The 18,030-nt window shown below is 68.5% G+C and carries 15 protein-coding genes; 8 read left to right on the forward strand and 7 right to left on the reverse strand.

Annotated features, from left to right (window positions below; translation table 11 throughout):
- Positions 1-99: 99 nt before the first annotated feature.
- From IEY82_RS38380 to IEY82_RS38400, 5 genes are all read right to left on the reverse strand, one after another.
- Entirely contained in the window at positions 100-672 is a 573-nt protein-coding gene (locus tag IEY82_RS38380) for a hypothetical protein (protein ID WP_225263532.1), read from the reverse strand.
- A gap of 84 nt (positions 673-756) precedes the next feature.
- Positions 757-1,176, reverse strand: coding sequence for a large conductance mechanosensitive channel protein MscL (mscL, locus tag IEY82_RS38385; RefSeq protein WP_189129213.1), 420 nt, complete (start codon positions 1,174-1,176; stop codon positions 757-759).
- Between the two features lie 68 nt (positions 1,177-1,244).
- Positions 1,245-1,451: a DUF397 domain-containing protein gene (locus IEY82_RS38390; protein WP_189129214.1), complete on the reverse strand. Its 207-nt coding sequence runs from the start codon at positions 1,449-1,451 to the stop codon at positions 1,245-1,247.
- A 117-nt stretch (positions 1,452-1,568) separates the two neighbouring features.
- Positions 1,569-1,775, reverse strand: coding sequence for a DUF397 domain-containing protein (locus tag IEY82_RS38395; RefSeq protein ID WP_189129215.1), 207 nt, complete (start codon positions 1,773-1,775; stop codon positions 1,569-1,571).
- Positions 1,776-1,911: 136 nt separating this feature from the next.
- The gene (locus IEY82_RS38400; RefSeq protein ID WP_189129216.1) at positions 1,912-2,760 is read right to left on the reverse strand and encodes a helix-turn-helix domain-containing protein; all 849 of its coding nucleotides are present in this window, start codon (positions 2,758-2,760) and stop codon (positions 1,912-1,914) included.
- 598 nt (positions 2,761-3,358) lie between these two features.
- On the opposite strand from IEY82_RS38400, the gene IEY82_RS38405 reads away from it, so the two are divergent.
- From IEY82_RS38405 to IEY82_RS38425, 5 genes are all read left to right on the forward strand, one after another.
- Complete coding sequence (locus IEY82_RS38405) at positions 3,359-3,913, forward strand: hypothetical protein (protein WP_189129217.1); 555 nt, start codon at positions 3,359-3,361, stop codon at positions 3,911-3,913.
- A 354-nt stretch (positions 3,914-4,267) separates the two neighbouring features.
- Positions 4,268-6,361 (forward strand): glycogen debranching protein GlgX, encoded by a 2,094-nt coding sequence (glgX, locus tag IEY82_RS38410; RefSeq protein WP_189129218.1) that lies wholly within the window; start codon positions 4,268-4,270, stop codon positions 6,359-6,361.
- A complete protein-coding gene (treY, locus tag IEY82_RS38415) occupies positions 6,354-8,480 on the forward strand; it encodes a malto-oligosyltrehalose synthase (RefSeq protein ID WP_225263530.1) in 2,127 nt (708 codons plus the stop codon). The genes glgX and treY overlap by 8 nt, the downstream gene beginning before the upstream one ends.
- On the forward strand, positions 8,470-10,176 hold the full coding sequence (treZ, locus tag IEY82_RS38420) for a malto-oligosyltrehalose trehalohydrolase (RefSeq protein ID WP_189129220.1): 1,707 nt from the start codon (positions 8,470-8,472) through the stop codon (positions 10,174-10,176). The genes treY and treZ overlap by 11 nt, the downstream gene beginning before the upstream one ends.
- Before the next feature lie 285 nt (positions 10,177-10,461).
- The gene (locus tag IEY82_RS38425; protein WP_189129221.1) at positions 10,462-11,736 is read left to right on the forward strand and encodes a hypothetical protein; all 1,275 of its coding nucleotides are present in this window, start codon (positions 10,462-10,464) and stop codon (positions 11,734-11,736) included.
- A gap of 337 nt (positions 11,737-12,073) precedes the next feature.
- Here IEY82_RS38425 and IEY82_RS38430 read toward each other — a convergent pair whose 3' ends face one another.
- Positions 12,074-13,129 (reverse strand): winged helix-turn-helix transcriptional regulator, encoded by a 1,056-nt coding sequence (locus IEY82_RS38430; RefSeq protein WP_189129222.1) that lies wholly within the window; start codon positions 13,127-13,129, stop codon positions 12,074-12,076.
- Positions 13,130-13,191: 62 nt separating this feature from the next.
- Here IEY82_RS38430 and IEY82_RS38435 point away from each other — a divergent pair, with 62 nt between their 5' ends.
- The 3 genes from IEY82_RS38435 to IEY82_RS38445 all read left to right on the forward strand — a co-directional run bounded on the left by IEY82_RS38435 (position 13,192) and on the right by IEY82_RS38445 (position 15,831).
- Positions 13,192-13,989 carry an ABC transporter permease gene (locus IEY82_RS38435; RefSeq protein ID WP_189129223.1) on the forward strand — a complete coding sequence of 266 codons (798 nt, stop codon included), beginning with the start codon at positions 13,192-13,194 and terminating at the stop codon, positions 13,987-13,989.
- Complete coding sequence (locus IEY82_RS38440; protein WP_189129224.1) at positions 13,989-14,918, forward strand: ABC transporter ATP-binding protein; 930 nt, start codon at positions 13,989-13,991, stop codon at positions 14,916-14,918. Before IEY82_RS38435 ends, IEY82_RS38440 begins: the two co-directional genes overlap by 1 nt.
- Positions 14,919-14,979: 61 nt before the next feature.
- Positions 14,980-15,831 carry an ABC transporter permease gene (locus tag IEY82_RS38445; RefSeq protein WP_225263528.1) on the forward strand — a complete coding sequence of 284 codons (852 nt, stop codon included), beginning with the start codon at positions 14,980-14,982 and terminating at the stop codon, positions 15,829-15,831.
- A gap of 145 nt (positions 15,832-15,976) precedes the next feature.
- Here IEY82_RS38445 and IEY82_RS38450 read toward each other — a convergent pair whose 3' ends face one another.
- Positions 15,977-17,575: an FAD-dependent monooxygenase gene (locus IEY82_RS38450; protein ID WP_189129225.1), complete on the reverse strand. Its 1,599-nt coding sequence runs from the start codon at positions 17,573-17,575 to the stop codon at positions 15,977-15,979.
- Positions 17,576-18,030: the final 455 nt, after the last annotated feature.

Consider the following 18,030-nt stretch of genomic DNA (forward strand, 5'->3'; position numbering starts at 1 on the left):
TACTTGGCTCTTCTTGGTCGTTGAACCAACTACCGGAGACCTCGTCGGTTATCGATCACCGCCACGCCGCAAGTTTCAAAGATCCTTTTGAAACGCGGCCTAGACCCACTCGTGCCGGTCGAGGAACGCCCGGTCGCCGATGGCGTACTCGTGGAAGGCCCGCTGCACGTCGGCCAGGTCGCCGACCACGGCCCGCGACAGGGTGCCCTCCTTGTACTCCAGCTCGTAGCCGGGTGACACCTGGATGAAGTGCCGCCCGAAGGTGACCAGGGCGACGAACGGATTCTGCGCCGACAACGTGGCCAGCACGTCGTGTACCAACCCCAGGTCGGGATCGTGCACGATCATGCCGTCGCCGGTGTGCAGCTGCATGCCCTGGTAGACGCCGAGCGGTGCCACGTTGTGCAGCAGATCGCGCTGAGGGTCGTAGCAGACGAGCCCGTGCGCCCGGGCCACCGTGAACACCTGACCGGACATCTCATCCATGGTGTCCAGGTCCATCGTGACCAGCACGTGCCCGGGATAGACGGTGACGACTCCCGGCAACTCCTTGGCCACCGCCGGTGCCTCGCCTGCGGCCGGCTCGCTCTTCTTGACCGCCAGATACGTGGCCCGCGCCTGGTCCCTGGAGATCGGGGTGGGTTCGTCCCAGACCATCAACTCAACGCTCACCCCGCCCATCTTGCCCAACCGAAGGCAGCCTTGAAGCCCACAACCAGCCAAATCCCCCACCGCATTCGCCCTCGCCGATGAGGGCTACCTGGGCTTCTCCGAGGCGGGCACCAACTCCACCGTGCAGTGGGCACACCGTCGTGCCTCGACCGGGACCTCGCTGAGGCACTCGGGGCATTCCTTGGTCGTGGCCGCCTTGTTCCGGTCGAACCTGCTGATCAGCCGGGTCATCGGCATCACGATCAGCCAGTAGACCACCGCCGCGATGATCAGGAACGTGATCAGGTGGTTGAGGAAGTCGCCGTACTTGAACTCACTGCCGTTGACCGTGAACGAGTAGTCGGCGAAGTCCGGCTGCCGGCCCCCGGTGACCGCCCCGATCAGCGGCGTGACCAGATCCTCGACCAGCGCCTGCACCAGCCCGCTGAACGTCGCTCCGACGATCACGGCGACGGCCAGCTCGACGATGTTCCCGCGTAACAGAAATCCCTTGAATCCGCCCATGCCGGGGGCACGTAGCCGGGGCGGACTGTTTGAAACCTGAAGCAGGTGTCCAGGCTGGACGGGGCTCGTCAGCCGTGGGGGGCGAGCCGTTCGAGATCGAAGAGACCTTGTTTGACGCCTTCGGTGAAGGTCTGCCATTCCTCGAAGGTGAACGTCAGGGCGGTCCTGCTCGTGTCCTCGCTACTCCGCACCCAAACCTGGCCGTCCAGCGCGGCGACTTCGACGCAACTGCCGTTGTTGCACGAGTGCCAGATCGCTGGGGTGTGGGAACTCATGCGGCATCACCCTGAAAGATCGCCATGGAGTTGTCGTCAAGCAATCCTAAACCGGCTTTTCCGGCGTGCTTGACTATTGGGATGAATGGGCCAAAAGGGGCGATACTTAGTTTGTGATCAGTAGCCCTGGTCGTCCGCGCCTTTTATGGGACCGATGAATTTCGTCCACCCTTCGGGCGAGAAGGTCAAGGTGCCGCCGTCGATGTTCTTGGAGTCGCGCAGCCCGATGGATCCGTCGGGCAATAGCGCAACTTCAACGCAGTTGTTGAGGTCACAGCGCGAAGACTTCTTCCAGATGATCTCAGGCAGGGGACGCGAGGTCATGGTTGCTCCATGCGGAATGATGGCCCGACGTGTCTCGAACAATGTTCGGGCGCCAGTGATCCTTTGACGTCGGTGACGTCCCAGGCACGCACATGGTACTTGACGGTGGCAATTGCCAGCGGTGCTTTTGGGGGATTCAACCCACTTGAGAAGCGAACTGCCCTTGTTGATGGGAAATGAGCGCTGATGACGCCTGCGGGTTGAGCGCTACCGCACGAAGATGATCGACTATCTCGCGGAAGCGAGCCAGGTGCTTGGCCTTCTCCTCGAAGATGTGACCGGCGATCGTCTCCATGAACACGGTGTCGGAAAGGTGGGTGTCCTCGTCGAACTCCAGGAGCATGAACGCGCTGTCAAAGCCCATATGGGCGCCCACGGTGTAGGGGATCACCTGGATCGTGACATGGGGCAGCTCGGCCATCTGGAGCAGTCGTTCCAGTTGGTCCTTCATGACGCCGGCGCCACCGATGTGGCGATGCAACGCCGACTCGTCGAGCAGCACCCAGTAGTGGGGTGGCCCGGCGCGATGGAGCAGCTCCTGGCGTTTCATCCGGACCTCGATCTTCCGGGACAGCAGCGTCTCGTCGATGCGGGGAACGAATCCGCGGGTCACGGCTCGGGCGTACTCCTCGGTCTGGAGGAGCCCCGGGATCGTCGTGGTCTCGTACTCGGTGATGGTCGAAGCCTCGTTCTCCAGCCCGATGAGCGGGCCGATGTCAACGCCTTCGCCCTGCTGCCACCAGCTCTGCTCACGTGCGTCCTTGGCGAGCGCCATGAGCTGGGTCGCGTCGTCGATGCCATAGAGCTTGCACAGGTCACGCACGTCTCGCAGACTGACCCGGCGCTGCGCTGTCTCGATGCGGCTGATCTTGGCCGGGGAACAGAGAATGTGCTCGCTCACCTCGGCGATGCTCAGGCCGGCTTCCAGGCGTAGCTCGCGTAGGCGCTTTGCCAGCTGTCGCTGCCGGAGAGTGGGATTCGCCATGATCCTCCGTTCAGCTGCCCAGCTCGGAGCTGATGTCGGCGACGCGGGCTGACCAAGATCCTACCGCGCGGCGGGCTTGCTGAAGGCATATGAGTTATGCAAACGTCACCGGCAAGCTTCATAGGCAATTGCCATTGGCATGCGGCAAAGTTGGGAATATAGGCAAATAGAGGTGTGCGAAGCGGCCTCGGCTGACCGGTGAAAGAGCCGTCCAGGGCCCGTGAGCAGGCCCTCCGCAAAGGAGGTCGGAAAGACACGAAGCTGGGCCATGTGGCCGCATCGACCCAGCCGACGATCATCCACAGCTGTCAGAGCAAAAAGGACGATCCACGATGGATGCTAGCAACTTAGTAATCAGGCGGGAGCCTGGTGTACCTGTCCGTCGCCTGTTGGTCACGGTCCTGCGGATCCTCGACGAATGGGCCTTCCGCGACCTCGACGCGAGAGCCCGGGCGCGGGGCTGGGAGGTGCACCGACCGGCGCCGTTGACGCGGGTCTATCGCAGCCCTCGGCTGGGAATCTGCCCCACCTGCGCCGGGGAGGGGTTCACCTGGCAGGGGATCTGTCACACCTGTCTGGGCTCGGGAAGAGCGCGGCCGTGACGAGGTGGGCGCTGTTCGAAGAACTGCACCGGGCCGCCCTGCCCATCACGCGGCCGAACCCGGTGGTCGTGGGGTGGCGGTGGCGGTACGAGATCGGTGCCGCCTTCGCCCTCCCACTGGTCGGGTACGTGTTCGTGGACGGGCTGGGGCCGATGTCGCCGATCGCGGGGGTCGTCATCGGTCTGATCCTGCTCTGGCCGCCGGTCCGGTCGGAGGTGTGGGGCCGGATCCGGTGCGTGGTCACCGCACACCGGATTCGGCACGGCTTCGTCGAGGCGTACATTGTCAGCAGGCGAGGAAAGATCCCGGTCATCCTCTGGTGCGCGCCGGCGCCGTTCGGCGAGCGCGTCTGGGTGTGGTGCCGGGCGGGCACCACAGCCACGCACATCGAGCAGGGCCGCGAGATCATCGCGGCCGCCTGCTGGGCCGCCGACGTGACGGTCCGGCCGCGCGACGGCAGCCCGCACTGGGTGTTGCTGGAAGTGACACGGCGGGGCCGCGCCGGAGCGGCCCAGCCGCCTGAGCCCAGGCCCGCACGCGGCCTGCGGTGAACGTGAGCCGCCTTCGACACCGCGCCGTCGGGGGCGGCTCACCATGTGCCGATCCATGTGCCGATCCATGTGCCGATCCATGGGGCGATCCGTGAGGCGACCCGACGGGGCGATCCAACGGGCCGATCCAACGGGCCGATTCAACGGGGCTGTCCAATGGCGTGTGCCGGGTGTGGCTAAGGAGCCGATCGCGGGGAAGGACCCTGAGCGGTCTGCTGGGGGAGGGGGAGCGAGTGCGGTGACGAGTCACGTCACGACGTGCGGAAACCTTTCTCCGCGTACACGGCCGAACACGCCGGGCTTGTCGGGTGCGGCGGGGGAACGGAACATGGGGAAGAAGCGCAAGGAGCCTCGATGATCGAAATCTGGCCCGGAGACCCTTATCCCCTCGGGGCGACCTATGACGGCGCGGGCACCAACTTCTCCCTCTACACGGAGGTCGCGGACCAGGTCGAGCTCTGCCTGTTCGACGAGGCCAACAGGGAGTCGCGGGTGCCGCTGACCGAGGTCGACGGCTTCATCTGGCACGGCTATCTGCCCGGCGTCGGGCCGGGGCAGAGGTACGGTTACCGGGTCCACGGGCCCTACGACCCGGCGCACGGGCTGCGGTGCAACCCGGCCAAGCTGCTGCTCGACCCGTACGCCAGGGCGATCGAGGGCGGCGTCGCCTGGAACGAGGCGGTCTACGGCTACCGGTTCGGCCAGCCCGACTCGCGCAACGACCTCGACTCGGCGCCCTTCATGCCGCGCTCCATCGTGGTCAACCCGTTCTTCGGGTGGGGGCACGACAGGCCGCCGTCCACGCCGTACCACGACACGGTGATCTACGAGGCGCACGTGCGGGGGCTGACCATCAGCCATCCCAAGATCCCGGAGCGGATCAGGGGCACCTACGCGGCGCTCGGGCATCCGGAGATCGTCGACCACCTGACCAAGCTGGGGGTGACGGCGCTCGAACTGATGCCGGTGCACCAGTTCGTCACCGACGACATCCTGGAGCAGCGCGGGCTGTCCAACTACTGGGGCTACAACTCGATCGGGTTCTTCGCCCCGCACAACCGTTATTCCAGCCAGGGGCAGCGTGGCGGTCAGGTGCTGGAGTTCAAGGCGATGGTGCGCGCCCTGCACGAGGCCAACATCGAGGTCATCCTCGACGTCGTCTACAACCACACCGCCGAGGGCAACCATCTCGGCCCCACACTGAGCTTCCGGGGCATCGACAACCCCGACTACTATCGCCTGGTCGACGACGACCCGCGCTACTACATGGACACCACGGGCACGGGCAACAGCCTGCTGATGCGTTCGCCGCACGTGCTCCAAATGATCATGGACTCGTTGCGCTACTGGGTCACCGAGATGCACGTCGACGGGTTCCGCTTCGACCTGGCCTCCACCCTGGCCCGCGAGCTGCACGAGGTCGACCGGCTGAGCGCATTCTTCGACCTGGTGCAGCAGGACCCGGTGTTGTCCCAGGTCAAGCTGATCGCCGAGCCGTGGGACGTGGGGCCCGGCGGCTACCAGGTGGGCAACTTCCCGTCGCGGTGGACCGAGTGGAACGGGCGCTACCGCGACACGATCCGCGACCTGTGGCGGGGACAGCCGGCCACGCTGCCCGAGTTCGGCTCCCGGATCACCGGGTCGAGCGACCTCTACCAGGACGACAGCCGCCGTCCCGCCGCCTCGATCAACTTCGTCACCTGCCACGACGGTTTCACCCTGCAGGACCTGGTCTCCTACAACGACAAGCACAACGAGGCCAACAAGGAGGGCAACCGCGACGGCACCGACGACAACCGCTCCTGGAACTGCGGCGTGGAGGGGCCGGCGGACCTGCCCATCGAGTCACTGCGCGAGCAGCAGAAGCGCAACTTCCTGACCACGCTCTTCCTGTCGCAGGGCGTTCCGATGCTCTCCCACGGCGACGAGCTCGGGCGCACGCAGCGCGGCAACAACAACGGCTACTGCCAGGACAACGAGCTGACCTGGGTCGACTGGTCCGACGTCAGGGAGAACTGGCTGCTGCTGGAGTTCACCCAGAGCCTGGCCGCGTTGCGCAAGAAGCACCCGGTGTTCCGGCGCAGGAGGTTCTTCTACGGCAAACCGGTGCGCGGTCTGAGCGACATCGCCTGGCTCACCCCCTCAGGTGAGGAGATGACCGACGGCGACTGGAACGTCGGATACGCCAAGTCGCTGGCCGTGTTCCTCAACGGGGACGCCATCACCGAACCCGACAGGCGCGGCCGGCCGATCCGGGACGACTCGTTCCTGCTGCTGTTCAACGCCCACCACGACACGATCAGGTTCACCATCCCCAAGGACTACGGCGAGATGTGGCTGACAGAGATCGACACGGCGATGCCGATCAGCGTGGACATCCGGATGTGCCGGGCCGGCGAGGGAGTGGCGGTCCCGGGCCGCAGTGTGCGGGTGCTGCGTCGTGTCTAGGCCGACCTCGACCTATCGGGTCCAGCTGACGCCCGACTTCGGGTTCGCGCAGGTGGCGGAGATCGCCGGCTACCTGCGCGAACTCGGGGTCAGCCACGTCTACCTGTCGCCGATTCTGCAGGCCACGCCCGGCTCGCGGCACGGGTACGACGTGACGGACCACTCCCGGATCCGCGAGGAGTTCGGCGGCGCCGGGGGCTTCCGGGAGATGGCCGAGACGTTGGCCGCTCACGACCTGGGCATCATCGTCGACATCGTGCCCAACCACATGAACACCACCAACGCCGCGTTCTGGTCGGTGCTGAAGGACGGCCCGGCCTCGCCGTACGCCGACTGGTTCGACATCGAGTGGATCGACGGGAAGGTGGCGCTGCCGGTGCTGGGCGACAGCACCGAGCCGGTCGTCGACGGCGACGTGCTGCGCTACCACGAGCACACCTTTCCGCATCCCGGGCACTACCGGCTGGTCGACTGGCGCGAGGGGCCGGGCTACCGGCGGTTCTTCGACGTGTCGACGCTGATCGGGCTGCGGGTGGAGGACCCGGCCGTGTTCTTCGCCACCCATGAGGTGATCTTCTGGCTGCTCGACGAGGGGCTGGTCGACGGGCTGCGGATCGACCACCCCGACGGGCTGGCCGAGCCGCGCGGCTATCTGGAACGGCTGCGCGACAGGTCCGGCGGCGTCTGGACGGTCGTGGAGAAGATCCTGATCGGTGACGAGCGGCTGCCCGATGACTGGGCCTGCGACGGCACCACCGGCTACGAGGTGCTCAACCGGGTCAACGGCCTGTTCGTCGACCCGGCGGGCGAGCGGCCGCTGATCGACCTGTTCACCCGGCTGACCGGCGGGCCCGACCGCTACGCGCCGGTGATGGCCCAGGCCAAGCGCGAGGTGCTCGACCTGTTCTTCGGCGCCGAGGTGGGCCGGCTGGCCCGGGCGACCTCCGGTGACCCCGCCGCCGTCGCCGAACTGCTCGCCGCGATGCCGGTCTACCGCGCGTACGTCGTGCCCGGCGAGCCGCCGCCGCCCGAGTCGGTCGAGATCGTCGAGCGCGCCGCCGCCACCTGCTCACCCGCCGTCCGGCCGCTGGTCCAGCAGGTCCTGTACGGTTCGCCGGAGGCCATCACCCGGTTCCAGCAGACCTGCGGGCCGGTCATGGCCAAGGGGGTCGAGGACACCGCGCTGTACCGGTGGTTCCCGCTGTCCTGCCTGAACGAGGTGGGCGGCGAGCCGGACGTGTTCGGCACCTCGGTGGCCGACTTCCACGCCTACTGCGCCGACCTGCGGCCGTACACCATGACCACGCTGTCCACGCACGACACCAAGCGGTCGGAGGATGTCCGGGCCCGGCTGTCGGTGTTGTCCGAGCTGCCGGAGGAGTGGGCGGCGGCGGTCACGGAATGGTCCGAGTCCGTACGCCTCGACCCCGACCTCGACTACCTGGCCTGGCAGAACCTGATGGCGGCGTGGCCGATCTCCGCGGAACGGTTCACCGACTACCTGCTGAAGGCGGCCCGCGAGGCCAAGACCGCCATTTCCTGGATAAATCCGGATGCGTCGTACGAACAGCGGCTCCGCGACTTCGCCGAGGCGGCCGTGAAGCTCCCGATCGGTGAGTTCACCGCGCGGATCGACCGCTACGCGATGTCCAACTCGCTCGGTGCCAAGCTCGTGCAGCTGATGATGCCCGGGGTGCCCGACGTCTACCAGGGCAACGAGACGACCGACTTCTCCCTGGTCGATCCGGACAACCGGCGTCCGGTGACGTTCCCGGCGACGCCGGCGACTCGGTGGGACGAGGCCAAGCTGCTGGTCACGACCCAGGCGCTGCGGCTGCGACGCCGCCTGGACGCCGCCGCCCCGTACCTTCCGATGGAGGCGGACGGGGAGGCGGCGGAGCACGTGATCGCCTTCGCCCGCGGCGAGGACGCCGTCGCGGTCGCCACCCGGCTCCCCGTCGGTCTCGCCCGCCGCTCGGGCTGGGGCGACACCACGCTGACGCTGCCCGCCGGCTCCTGGCGCGACCTGCTCACCGGTGAGCTCCACGCCGGACGGGTCGCGCTGTCCCACCTGCTCGACCGCCACCCCGTCGCACTCCTGGAGAGACATGATCTTTGAGGTCTGGGCACCCAAGGCCACGGCTGTCGAAGTCGACGTCCTCGATGGGCGCCGGCCGATGTTCCCCCGGGAAGGCGGGTGGTGGGCGGTCGAGGTGCCCGAGGCGACCCACGGCACCCGCTACGGGTACGTGCTCGACGGGGACGGGCCGTACCCCGACCCGCGGACGAGGCGGCAGCCCGAAGGCATCTTCGGCCCCAGCGCCGTCTACGAGGACGCCCGCTTCACCTGGGCCGACGACGAGTGGACCGGCCGCGACCTGCGCGGCTCGGTGATCTACGAGATGCACGTCGGCACGTTCACCCCGGAGGGCACCTTCGAGGCGGCGATCGACCGGATCGAGCACCTCGTGGAGCTCTGCGTCGACTTCGTGGAGGTCATGCCCGTCGCGCCGGTGCCCGGCGGGCGCAACTGGGGTTACGACGGGGTCGACCTGTACGCGGTCAACGAGACGTACGGCGGGCCCGACGGGCTCAAGTCGTTCGTCGACGCCTGCCACCGCAACGGCATCGGGGTCATCCTCGACGTCGTCTACAACCACCTCGGGCCGTCGGGCAACTTCCTGCACCCGTTCGGGCCGTACTTCACCGGGTTCAGCGGGAGCTACTGGGGCGAGGCGGTCAACCTCGACGGGCCCGGCTCCGACGAGGTGCGCCGCTACTTCATCGACAACGCGCTGCAGTGGCTGCGCGACTACCACATCGACGGCCTGCGGCTCGACGCCGTCCACGCGCTGCACGACAAGCGGGCCACCCACCTGCTGGCCGAGCTGTCCGCGGAGGTCGACGCGCTGGCCTGCGCGCTCGGCCGGCCGCTGTCGCTGATCGCCGAGTCCGACCTGAACGATCCGCGCATGGTCCGCTCGCTGGACGCGGGCGGCCTCGGCATGACCGCCCAGTGGAACGACGACGTGCACCACGCGCTGCACACCGCCGTGAGCGGCGAGAGCCACGGCTACTACGAGGACTTCACCGGCCTGCGGGCGCTGGCCAAGGTGCTCACCCGAGGCGTGCTGCACGACGGCGGCCACTCGACCTTCCGCGGCCGTCGCCACGGCGCGTCCTTCGAGGGGGTCGCCGGGCACCGGCTGGTCGCCTGCCTGCAGAACCACGACCAGATCGGCAACCGCCCCATGGGTGACCGGCTGCCGATGACCGCGCTCAAGCTGGGCGCCGGGCTGCTGCTGACCTCGCCGTTCACGCCGATGCTGTTCATGGGCGAGGAGTGGGGGGCCGCCACGCCGTTCCTGTTCTTCTCCGATCACGTCGAGCCGCAACTGCGCGAGAGCGAGGACGAACGCCGGCGGATCGAGTTCGAGGGGTTCGGCTACACCTGGGACGCGCCGCACCCATCGGACGAGAAGACCTTCCAGAAGTCGAAGCTCGACTGGGGCGAGCTCAAGGACGAGGACCACTGGTCGCTGCTCTGCTGGTATCGCGATCTGATCGCGCTGCGCAAGGCCCTGCCGGAGCTGTCGGACCCGCGGCTGGACCGGGTCAGCGCGGAGGTCGACCCCGACGGGAAGTGGCTGGTGATGTGGCGGGGGTCGCTGGCCGTGGCGGTCAACTTCGGGACCGAGTCGGTGACCTTACCGCTTGAGGTGGGCAGCGTACTGCTGGCGTCGGACGAGCCGGTCTCGGTGAGCGCCGAGGGGCTGTGGCTGCCCGGCCAGGCGCTGGCGATCTGCCGCCCGTAGTTCTGACGCCACATCCGGAGTCGTTCTGACGGTGCGCGCCCGCAGTCGTCCTGACGCGCTCACGGTCGGTCTGGCACCGTGCCCGGCGTCGTGCCGAATGCCCGCGTCCGCCGTCGTCACGCCGTGGGCCACGGCCCTGGCGGGTGCGGTCCTTGAACGGTCGCGGCCTGGCCATCCACAGGAGTGGCCGGGCAGCATGGCGTTGTCCACAGAACGTGGTTCGCCTTGATGAACATGCCGGGGACTTGCCGATCCTGGATGCCTCACCGAGCCCCGGAGGCGTCCATGAAGATCACACTTACCCTGCCCGGCACGCTGACCTCTGCCTTCGTCGTAGCGATGGAGGGCATGCCCGTCGCGGTCGAGTCACTGGTGCCATGGCATGTCGCCGGACACCACCGGAAGGCTGCGGTGAGCGCCTTCGGCGGGCCGGGACTGATCGTCACGCACGTCAGATCCCCGTGGAAGCCGGAGGGAGTCGACCTGACCGGCGACGAGCGTCATCTGCTGCGCCGTGCCGGGCAACACCTCCTTGTCTCGACCACCGCGCCGCCGCACACGTTCCCGACGAGTGTCCAGGTGGCCAGGGCCACGGCTCGCACCCTCGCCCGTGCGTACGATGGCCTGATCATCGACCCGCTGACCGGCATGACGGTGGCGAACTGCCCGACGTGTCCCGACGAGCCCGCCGAATTCCGGCTCGCCGACGACTGGGTGGGCTGGGACGTGCACCCGCGCGCGGCCGTCGCCGCCACACCTCACCTGCCCGGCGACCTGGCCGACCCCGAAGGCCATGCGCACGGTGATCGGGCTGCTTGTAAGGCCTATGCGCATGGTGACCAGGCCGGTCGCGAGGCCCATGGGCATGGTGATCGGGCCGACCGCGAGGCCCATGAGCACGGTGATCGGGCCGACCGCGAGGCCTATGTGTACGGCGATCCGGCCGGTCGCGAGGCATGCTCTTCCTGTGGTCCGGATTCCTGTGGTCCGGATGACCTCGCGGCCGGTACGTCCTGCGATCCGGGCCGGCCTTGGGGGTGCCCTTCCGGTGAAGCGGTCCGTGGAGGCGCGTGCGGTGGTCTGCGGGTCACCTCCCGAGGCCTGAGGCGCTTCGGGCTGCCCGAGATCACACTCGACGGGGTGGCCTGCGCGCACCGGCTGTGCGCCGGCAACGTGCTCCGCATGGTCGCTCATCGCCTCGTCACCGACCACTTGGCATTCATCGCGGCGCACCCGGGCGCAGCGAGGCGGGTGATCGACGACCATCTTCAGGTCGAGAGGGCTGAGGAGGTCTCCGGCGACGGCGGTTCGTCCTTCGGAGTCCGGCTCACACCCTGCGACGCCGACGCTCCCGGCCCCGGATCTGCGGGGAGTGTCAGAAGGCTCAAGGTGGGCCCCATCCACGGCACAGGCCAGATCGCCTGCCTCAGGGTGGGGCCGCCGTCGGGATCCACCGGGTCGTCTGACGACCGGCTGTGCGTCACGCGGGAGGGGGTGCATGATGCTCGGGCCTCAGTGAGACGGCCGGGCCTGACACCGTCCCGAGCCTTGGCCGCCTGATGCTCCAGGGACACCGGGAAGCCGACCGAGACCTCGCCGTCGCGGAAGCAGGTCTCCATTCGTCGCGGGCCTCGCCTACCTGTCGACCCACGATGATCGTCACTTCGGACCTGGCGAAAGCCACGATGACGGCGCTTCCGTTTCTGCGGCGCTATGGCCGAACCGACAGAACACCCGTAACCGTGGCTGGCCGGCCACGCGGCGATGTGGCCGGGCGCAGCCAGGCACGGGGGGCCGGGCTATGGCGCGGGAAGTCCGGGCCGGGGTCCGGGCTATGGCGCGGGAAGTCCGGGCCGAGGTCCGGGTTATGGCGCGGAGATCCGGGCTGGCGTCCGGGCTATGGCGCGGGGGTCCGGGCTATGGTGCGGGCGACTTCGAGGGATTCGGCGACGGCCTCGGGGATGTCGAGCACCGGGAAGATGACATGGCGCACGGTGCGGGCGCGGTCGGCGATCAGGATCACCCGCTTGAGGCGGAGAGCCTGTCCGGCCCTGAACGTGGGCAGCCGCAGTGCCGCCGCCAGCCGCAGGTCCACGTCGGAGAGCAGGGCGAACGGAAGGTCCTCGGCGGCGGCGAAGGCGGCCTGCTCGTCGGGGCGCTGGGTGCTGACGCCGTGGATGGCGATGTCGTGGGCGGCGAACTCCGGCTCCCGGTCACGGAAGAGGCGGTTCTCCAGCGTGCAGCCCGCCGCACCCGGCACCTGGCCCCAGTAGGGCGGCAGGGGAGCGGGCACGCCCGGCGCCGGGAAGCCGAACAGCACGGTCGCGGCCGCGTCCGCCACCACGTCGGCATCTCGAGGCGAGGGGCCGCCAGGCAGTGGATCCGATCCGGTGGAGGACGGCGCCGGTCCGGGGGCGCGGCGGGATTCCGGTCCGCGGACGCCGGCGGGTGACGGGGGGCGGTTCTCGGCTGACGAGGACGTGGCGGGGAGTGTGCCGGGGAGTGTGCCGGGGAGTGTGCCGGGGAGTGTGGCGGGGAGCAGGAAGGGGGCGGGGATGCGGGTGCCGAGCAGGGCGTGCAGGCGGGCGGCGGTCGAGCTCCGGGGTGCGGCGACCCCGGTGAGGGTGCCGTCGCCGAGGAGCCAGCGGTCCGCCCAGTCCTGCATGGTGATCAGCATGGGGGCGAGCGCCCAGCCCGCGTCCGTCAGCACGTACTCGTGTCGCACCGGCCCCGTCTGGTAGGGCTCCCGTGCCAGCACCCCGTGCTCCACCAGGTGCTTGAGGCGTTCGGTGAGCACCTTGCGCGAAATGCCCAGCTCGCCGAGCAGGTCGTCGAACCGGTGGTGACCTCGCGTCACCTCCCGGAGGATGAGCAGGCTCCACCAGTCGCCGATCACGGCCGCTGCCTGGGCGATCGAGCACTGGGCGTCCTGCGCGCGTAGCTCCCTGGCCATGAACGGACTTTACCTGATCGTCAGTCTCTGATAAAAACTAAGTCAGTTCCTAAAGGAGACTTATGGCAGTGGCATGGGCGACCCTCAGACGGTCGTGGCTGGTGACCAGGCGGGCCTACCCCTGGTCCTACTTCATCAGCACCCTCTTGCTGGGTGTCTTCACCATCGGTCTGGGCTACCTCGGCTTACGGGCCATCGCGGGCGACCAGGTGTCGGCAGAGTTCACCGGCAAGGCGGGCACCGGCGACTACCTCGGTTACATCGCGGTGGGGGCCGCGGCCTACATGTTCGTCGTGCACGGCATTCTGTGGGCCGGCAAGGCCATGCTCCAGGAGCAGCGCGAGGGCACGATGGGCGCGCTGATCGTCGCGCCGGCGCGCCGCCTGCCGTACCTGCTGGGGTTCTGCGCGTTCGCGGGCACCGCCGTCGCGATCGAGGTGGCGGTCCTGCTCGGCTTCGCGGCGCTGTTCGGGGTGCGGCCGGCGACCACGGGAGCGGTGGACGCCGTGCTCGCCGTCGTGGGGCTGGCCCTGGCCGTGTTCGGGATGTCGGTGGTGCTGAGCAACGTGATGATCGTCGCGGGCGAGGCGCACATCACGCAGAACACCGTCTTCTACTCGATCGCCCTGCTGTCCGGGTTCACCTTTCCGAGGGACTACCTGCCGGAGGTGTTCCAGTGGCTGGGTGAGCTGGTGCCGGTGACGGCGGCCATGGACGTGATCCGCGGTGTCTTCACCGGTGGCACCGGCCTGCCGCTCGACCGCCTGGGCGTCGCCGTACTGATCAGTCTGCTCTACGTCGCCGCCGGGCTGCTCTCGATGCCCTGGGCGGAGCGCAGGGCCATGGAAAGGAGTTACTGATGATCGAGACCATCGGCCTGCGCAAGGAGTTCGGCGCGAGGGTCGCCGTGGACGGTCTGAACCTGACCGTCCCCGGCGGCCGGGTCACCGGACTGCTCGGCCTCAACGGCGCGGGCAAGACCACCACGATCAAGATCCTGGCCACGCTGCTCCGGCAGACGTCCGGCACGGTGACCGTGGGCGGACTCGATCCCGTCAAAGATCCACATGCCGTACGGAAGAGGATCAATCTGATCGCGGGCGGCGAGCGCATGGTCTACGCACGGATGACCGGCCGCGAGAACCTGTGGTACTTCGGCCAGCTCTACGACGTCCCCTCCAAGGTGCTCAAGACACGCATCGAGCAGCTCCTCGAGCTCGTCGGGCTGACGAGCGCCGCCGACATCCGGGTCGAGCGATACTCGCGGGGCATGACCCAGCGTCTGTCCATCGCTCGCGGTCTGATCAACGACCCCGACTACCTGCTGCTCGACGAACCGACGCTGGGCCTTGACGCGCCCATCGCCCGCGACCTGCGCAAGGTCGTGGCCGGACTGGCCGAGTGCGGCAAGGGAGTGCTGCTCACCAGCCACTACCTGGCTGAGGTAGAGCAGCTCTGCGCGCACGTGTACGTGATCGGCGACGGCCGCCACCTGGCTCAGGGCGCGCCCGCCGAGCTGATGGCCCAGACCGGATGCCACCGCACGGTGCGCGTCACGGTCACCGACCTCACGCCACGGATCCGGGCGGCCGCGCTGGCCTTCGACGACGCCGTACGGTTCGCGCCCGGAGGGGTCGTCGAGCTCAACCGGCCCGGTGAGGTCGCGGGAGCGCTGACCACGACGATCATCGAGGCGGGCGGCACCCTCGGCGGGCTGGAGATCGTCGAGCCGTCGCTGGAGGACGCCATCCTGGCGCTCAACGACCGGTCACCGGCGGTGGCCGCGTGATCCGGCCATCGAGGAGCGTGATGTGCGCGGCCTGCGAGCTCGATCCGGCCAGCCTGTGCCCGTGCCTGATCATGCCCTGGCAGCTGACTCGATGAGGCACGCGGTGAAGATCCTGCGGGCCGAGGCGCTCAAGCAGCACCGCCGGATCTTCGGCAGCAAGCTGGTCGTCTGCTCGATGCTGCTCTGGCCGTTGCTGACGCTCGCGGGCGCTTACTACACGCTCCAGCCGCTGGCGGCCACGCCCGGCATCGCCGGCCGCTGGCCACTGGCCGCCGACCCGGAGCGGTTGCTCGCCTTCCTCGCCACCGGGGCGCTCGGGTTCACGTTCTTCTTCTCGATGGTCCAGTCGGCCTGGCACTTCTCCTTCGAGCGCCAGACCGGCACGCTGGAGCTGCTCTTCCTGTCGCCGGCCAACCGGCTGGTGCTGGTGATCGGCAACGGATTCGGCGCGCTGGTGCAGAACGCCTGGCTGTTCGCCTGCTTCGTCGCGGCCATGCTCACCTTGCTCGACGTGATCGACGTGGCTCATCCGGGGATGTACGCGGTCGTCTTCCTGGCCGTGCTGGTGCCCGCCGTCGCATGGGGGGCGTTCCTCAACAGCTTGTTGATCTTCTCCAGGGACTCGGCGTTCCTCTATACGCTGCTGGACGATCCGATGTGGTTCGCCAGCGGGGTCCGGTTACCGACGTTCGCGCTGCCGGGCTGGCTCCAGGCCGTCGGTTCGGTGCTGCCGCTCACCGGGAGTCTGATGGTCGTGCGCGGTGCGCTGCTCGACGGGCAAGGTGTGGGCGATCTCGCCGGTGAGCTGGCGGGGCTGGCCGTACTGTCTGCGGTCTTGCTGCTCGGAGCAGTCGTCGCGCTCAAAGCGGGCGAGGCGCGGGCACGACGGACCGGGCAGCTCCGACTCTTCTGACCGGTCGCCGGCCGACGCGCCCGCTCCTTTGACCGGAAGGTCGGCCGACGCACCCGCTTCTCTGACCGGAAGGCCGGCCGACGCACCCGCTCCTTTGACCGGAAGCCCGGCCGAAGCCTGCGCTCTTCGGAGCGATCGCCTGCGGTCAGCGGCTGAGCACCTGACGGAGCACCCGTTCCAGGGTGGCGGCCGGATCGGGGTCTTCGCCCCGCGAGCGCCAGGCGACATATCCGTCGGGACGGACCAGCACGGCGCCGCCCTCGCCCACGCCGTACCTCTGCTGCCAGCGCCCTTCCACGTCCACGAACTCCTCGTCGATCAGGACGCGGGTGAGCTGGATGCCCAGCCGTTCCCGGGCCAGGCGCCCGGCCTCCATCCATGCCCTGCCCTGCCGCTCTGCCATCAGCACGAACCCCGACGCGAACAGGTCGACGGTCGAGATCCGCTGCCCCTCCCAGTCGAGCACCACGTGCGGGGCCCGGTTGCCGGGCCGCCCGACGGGCACGCGGGCGTCGTCCAGGATCGACCCGTCGTCATCGGGGTCGTCCAGGATGGCCGTCGAGTGATAGCGGCAGCCGAAGATGGCCCGTAGGGGATCGTCGAGTGGCTCGGGATAGTCGGCGCGCTGGGCGGGCGGCATCCGTACGCCCAGGTTGGCCAGTTGCGCGTTGGCGGTCAGCGTGCCGACCGGGCGCCGCTCGGCGTCGTAGGCGTCGAGGAAGCAGGGACCCGCCTGGCCGGAGAGCACCAGCCAGAGCCGCCAGGCGAGGTCGCACCCGTCCTGGATCGCGGTGGTGCCACCCTGCCCGCCGGTGGGCGGCATGGTGTGCGCCGCGTCGCCGGCCAGGAAGACCCGCCCCTCGCGGTAGCGGTCGGCCAGCAGGTGGGCCAGGGCGAAGGTCGTCCGATCGAGGATCCGGACCTTCAGATCGGGCACGCCGGTGGCCGTCCGGACCAGCTCGACGCAGCGTTCCATGGTGAAGTCGTCTTCGCTCTCGCCCAGGGAGGTGTCGTAGTTGACGCCCAGCACATGCGCGCCGACGCCCGTCCCGGTAAGGATCACGCCGGTGAGGACGTCGTTCCGCAGGTACCAGACCGTGACCTCGCGCTCCCGCACCAGGCCCGTCAGGTCGGCGTCGAACATGATCGAGCACATGTTGCCCAGTTCGCCCCGCCCTGTCGTGGGAATGCCCAGCTTCTGACGGATCGGGCTCCGGTAGCCGTCGGCGGCCACCACGTAGTCGGCTCGTACGGTGGTCTCGACGCCATCCGCGCGGATCACCGCGGTCACGCCGTCGGCATCCTGGTCGAGCGAGAGCAACTCGGTGCTGAACCGCACGTCGGCGCCCAGCTCCTCGGCCTTGGCCCGGAGCACCCGCTCGACCTCGGCCTGTGGCGCTCCCGACTGCTGGGCGGGCGTCGCCTCGGTGAGGAAGGCGAAGTCCGCGTCTGATTCGTCGATGATCACCTGCGGGTCGGGGTCGCTCAGGCTGGAGGCGATGGCGATGCGCGTGTTGTCGCCGATGCCCGCCCAGATCCCCCTGAGCGTCTGTTCGAGGCCGGGCACCGGCCGCAGCAGCTCGACGGCCCGGGGGCCGACGCCGAACGCCTTGGGCTGGATCGACGTGCTGGGATGCCGCTCGACCAGCATGACGGGGACCTGCCGCCAGGCCAGCAGCGTGGCCGCGCTCAGCCCCGCGTAGCCGCCGCCGACCACGAGTACGGGAACTCGCTCCTGCTTCACGTCCACCTCCAGATACGCGTAATATCGCGTTGTCGATGGACACGATATGTCGCGTTGTGAAGATGGTCAAGACATATCGCGAACGACCAGAGATCGGTGCACAGCAGGTGGTGCACACCAGGCTCGCCAGAAGCCGTTGGGGTGGATTTATAGAAAAGCTGAAGACAGTCAGATGATCTTGATGAAGTGGCGTCCGAAGAAGAGGCCGGTCCAAAGCGTTGGCGCTGCTCTGTATTTCTCTGCGGAGGTGCGAGACCTGGGAGCGAGCAGAACCCCTCCGGCGGTGTGGTCTCTGACAAGACCACACCGCCGGAGGAGTTCGTACAGCTCGACGCCGAGGTGCCTTGGCGAATCAGGCGTCAGAAGATGGTGTCGAAGGCGGACCAGTTGTTGCTGAAGGCTTCGCCGGTGCCGGATTGGAAGCTGCCGGTGCCGTTGCCTCGGTAGAGGTGCAG

It is taken from the genome of Nonomuraea cavernae (assembly GCF_014646355.1).
Lineage (GTDB): Bacteria > Actinomycetota > Actinomycetes > Streptosporangiales > Streptosporangiaceae > Nonomuraea > Nonomuraea cavernae.

What these genes read in the sequence shown, in the direction of transcription:
- mscL (WP_189129213.1), bottom strand. Translation starts at nt 1,176, where the DNA reads ATGGGCGGATTCAAGGGATTTCTGTTACGCGGGAACATCGTCGAGCTG.
- IEY82_RS38390 (WP_189129214.1), bottom strand. Translation starts at nt 1,451, where the DNA reads ATGAGTTCCCACACCCCAGCGATCTGGCACTCGTGCAACAACGGCAGT.
- IEY82_RS38395 (WP_189129215.1), bottom strand. Translation starts at nt 1,775, where the DNA reads ATGACCTCGCGTCCCCTGCCTGAGATCATCTGGAAGAAGTCTTCGCGC.
- IEY82_RS38400 (WP_189129216.1), bottom strand. Translation starts at nt 2,760, where the DNA reads ATGGCGAATCCCACTCTCCGGCAGCGACAGCTGGCAAAGCGCCTACGC.
- glgX (WP_189129218.1), top strand. Translation starts at nt 4,268, where the DNA reads ATGATCGAAATCTGGCCCGGAGACCCTTATCCCCTCGGGGCGACCTAT.
- treZ (WP_189129220.1), top strand. Translation starts at nt 8,470, where the DNA reads ATGATCTTTGAGGTCTGGGCACCCAAGGCCACGGCTGTCGAAGTCGAC.
- IEY82_RS38425 (WP_189129221.1), top strand. Translation starts at nt 10,462, where the DNA reads ATGAAGATCACACTTACCCTGCCCGGCACGCTGACCTCTGCCTTCGTC.
- IEY82_RS38430 (WP_189129222.1), bottom strand. Translation starts at nt 13,129, where the DNA reads ATGGCCAGGGAGCTACGCGCGCAGGACGCCCAGTGCTCGATCGCCCAG.
- IEY82_RS38435 (WP_189129223.1), top strand. Translation starts at nt 13,192, where the DNA reads ATGGCAGTGGCATGGGCGACCCTCAGACGGTCGTGGCTGGTGACCAGG.
- IEY82_RS38440 (WP_189129224.1), top strand. Translation starts at nt 13,989, where the DNA reads ATGATCGAGACCATCGGCCTGCGCAAGGAGTTCGGCGCGAGGGTCGCC.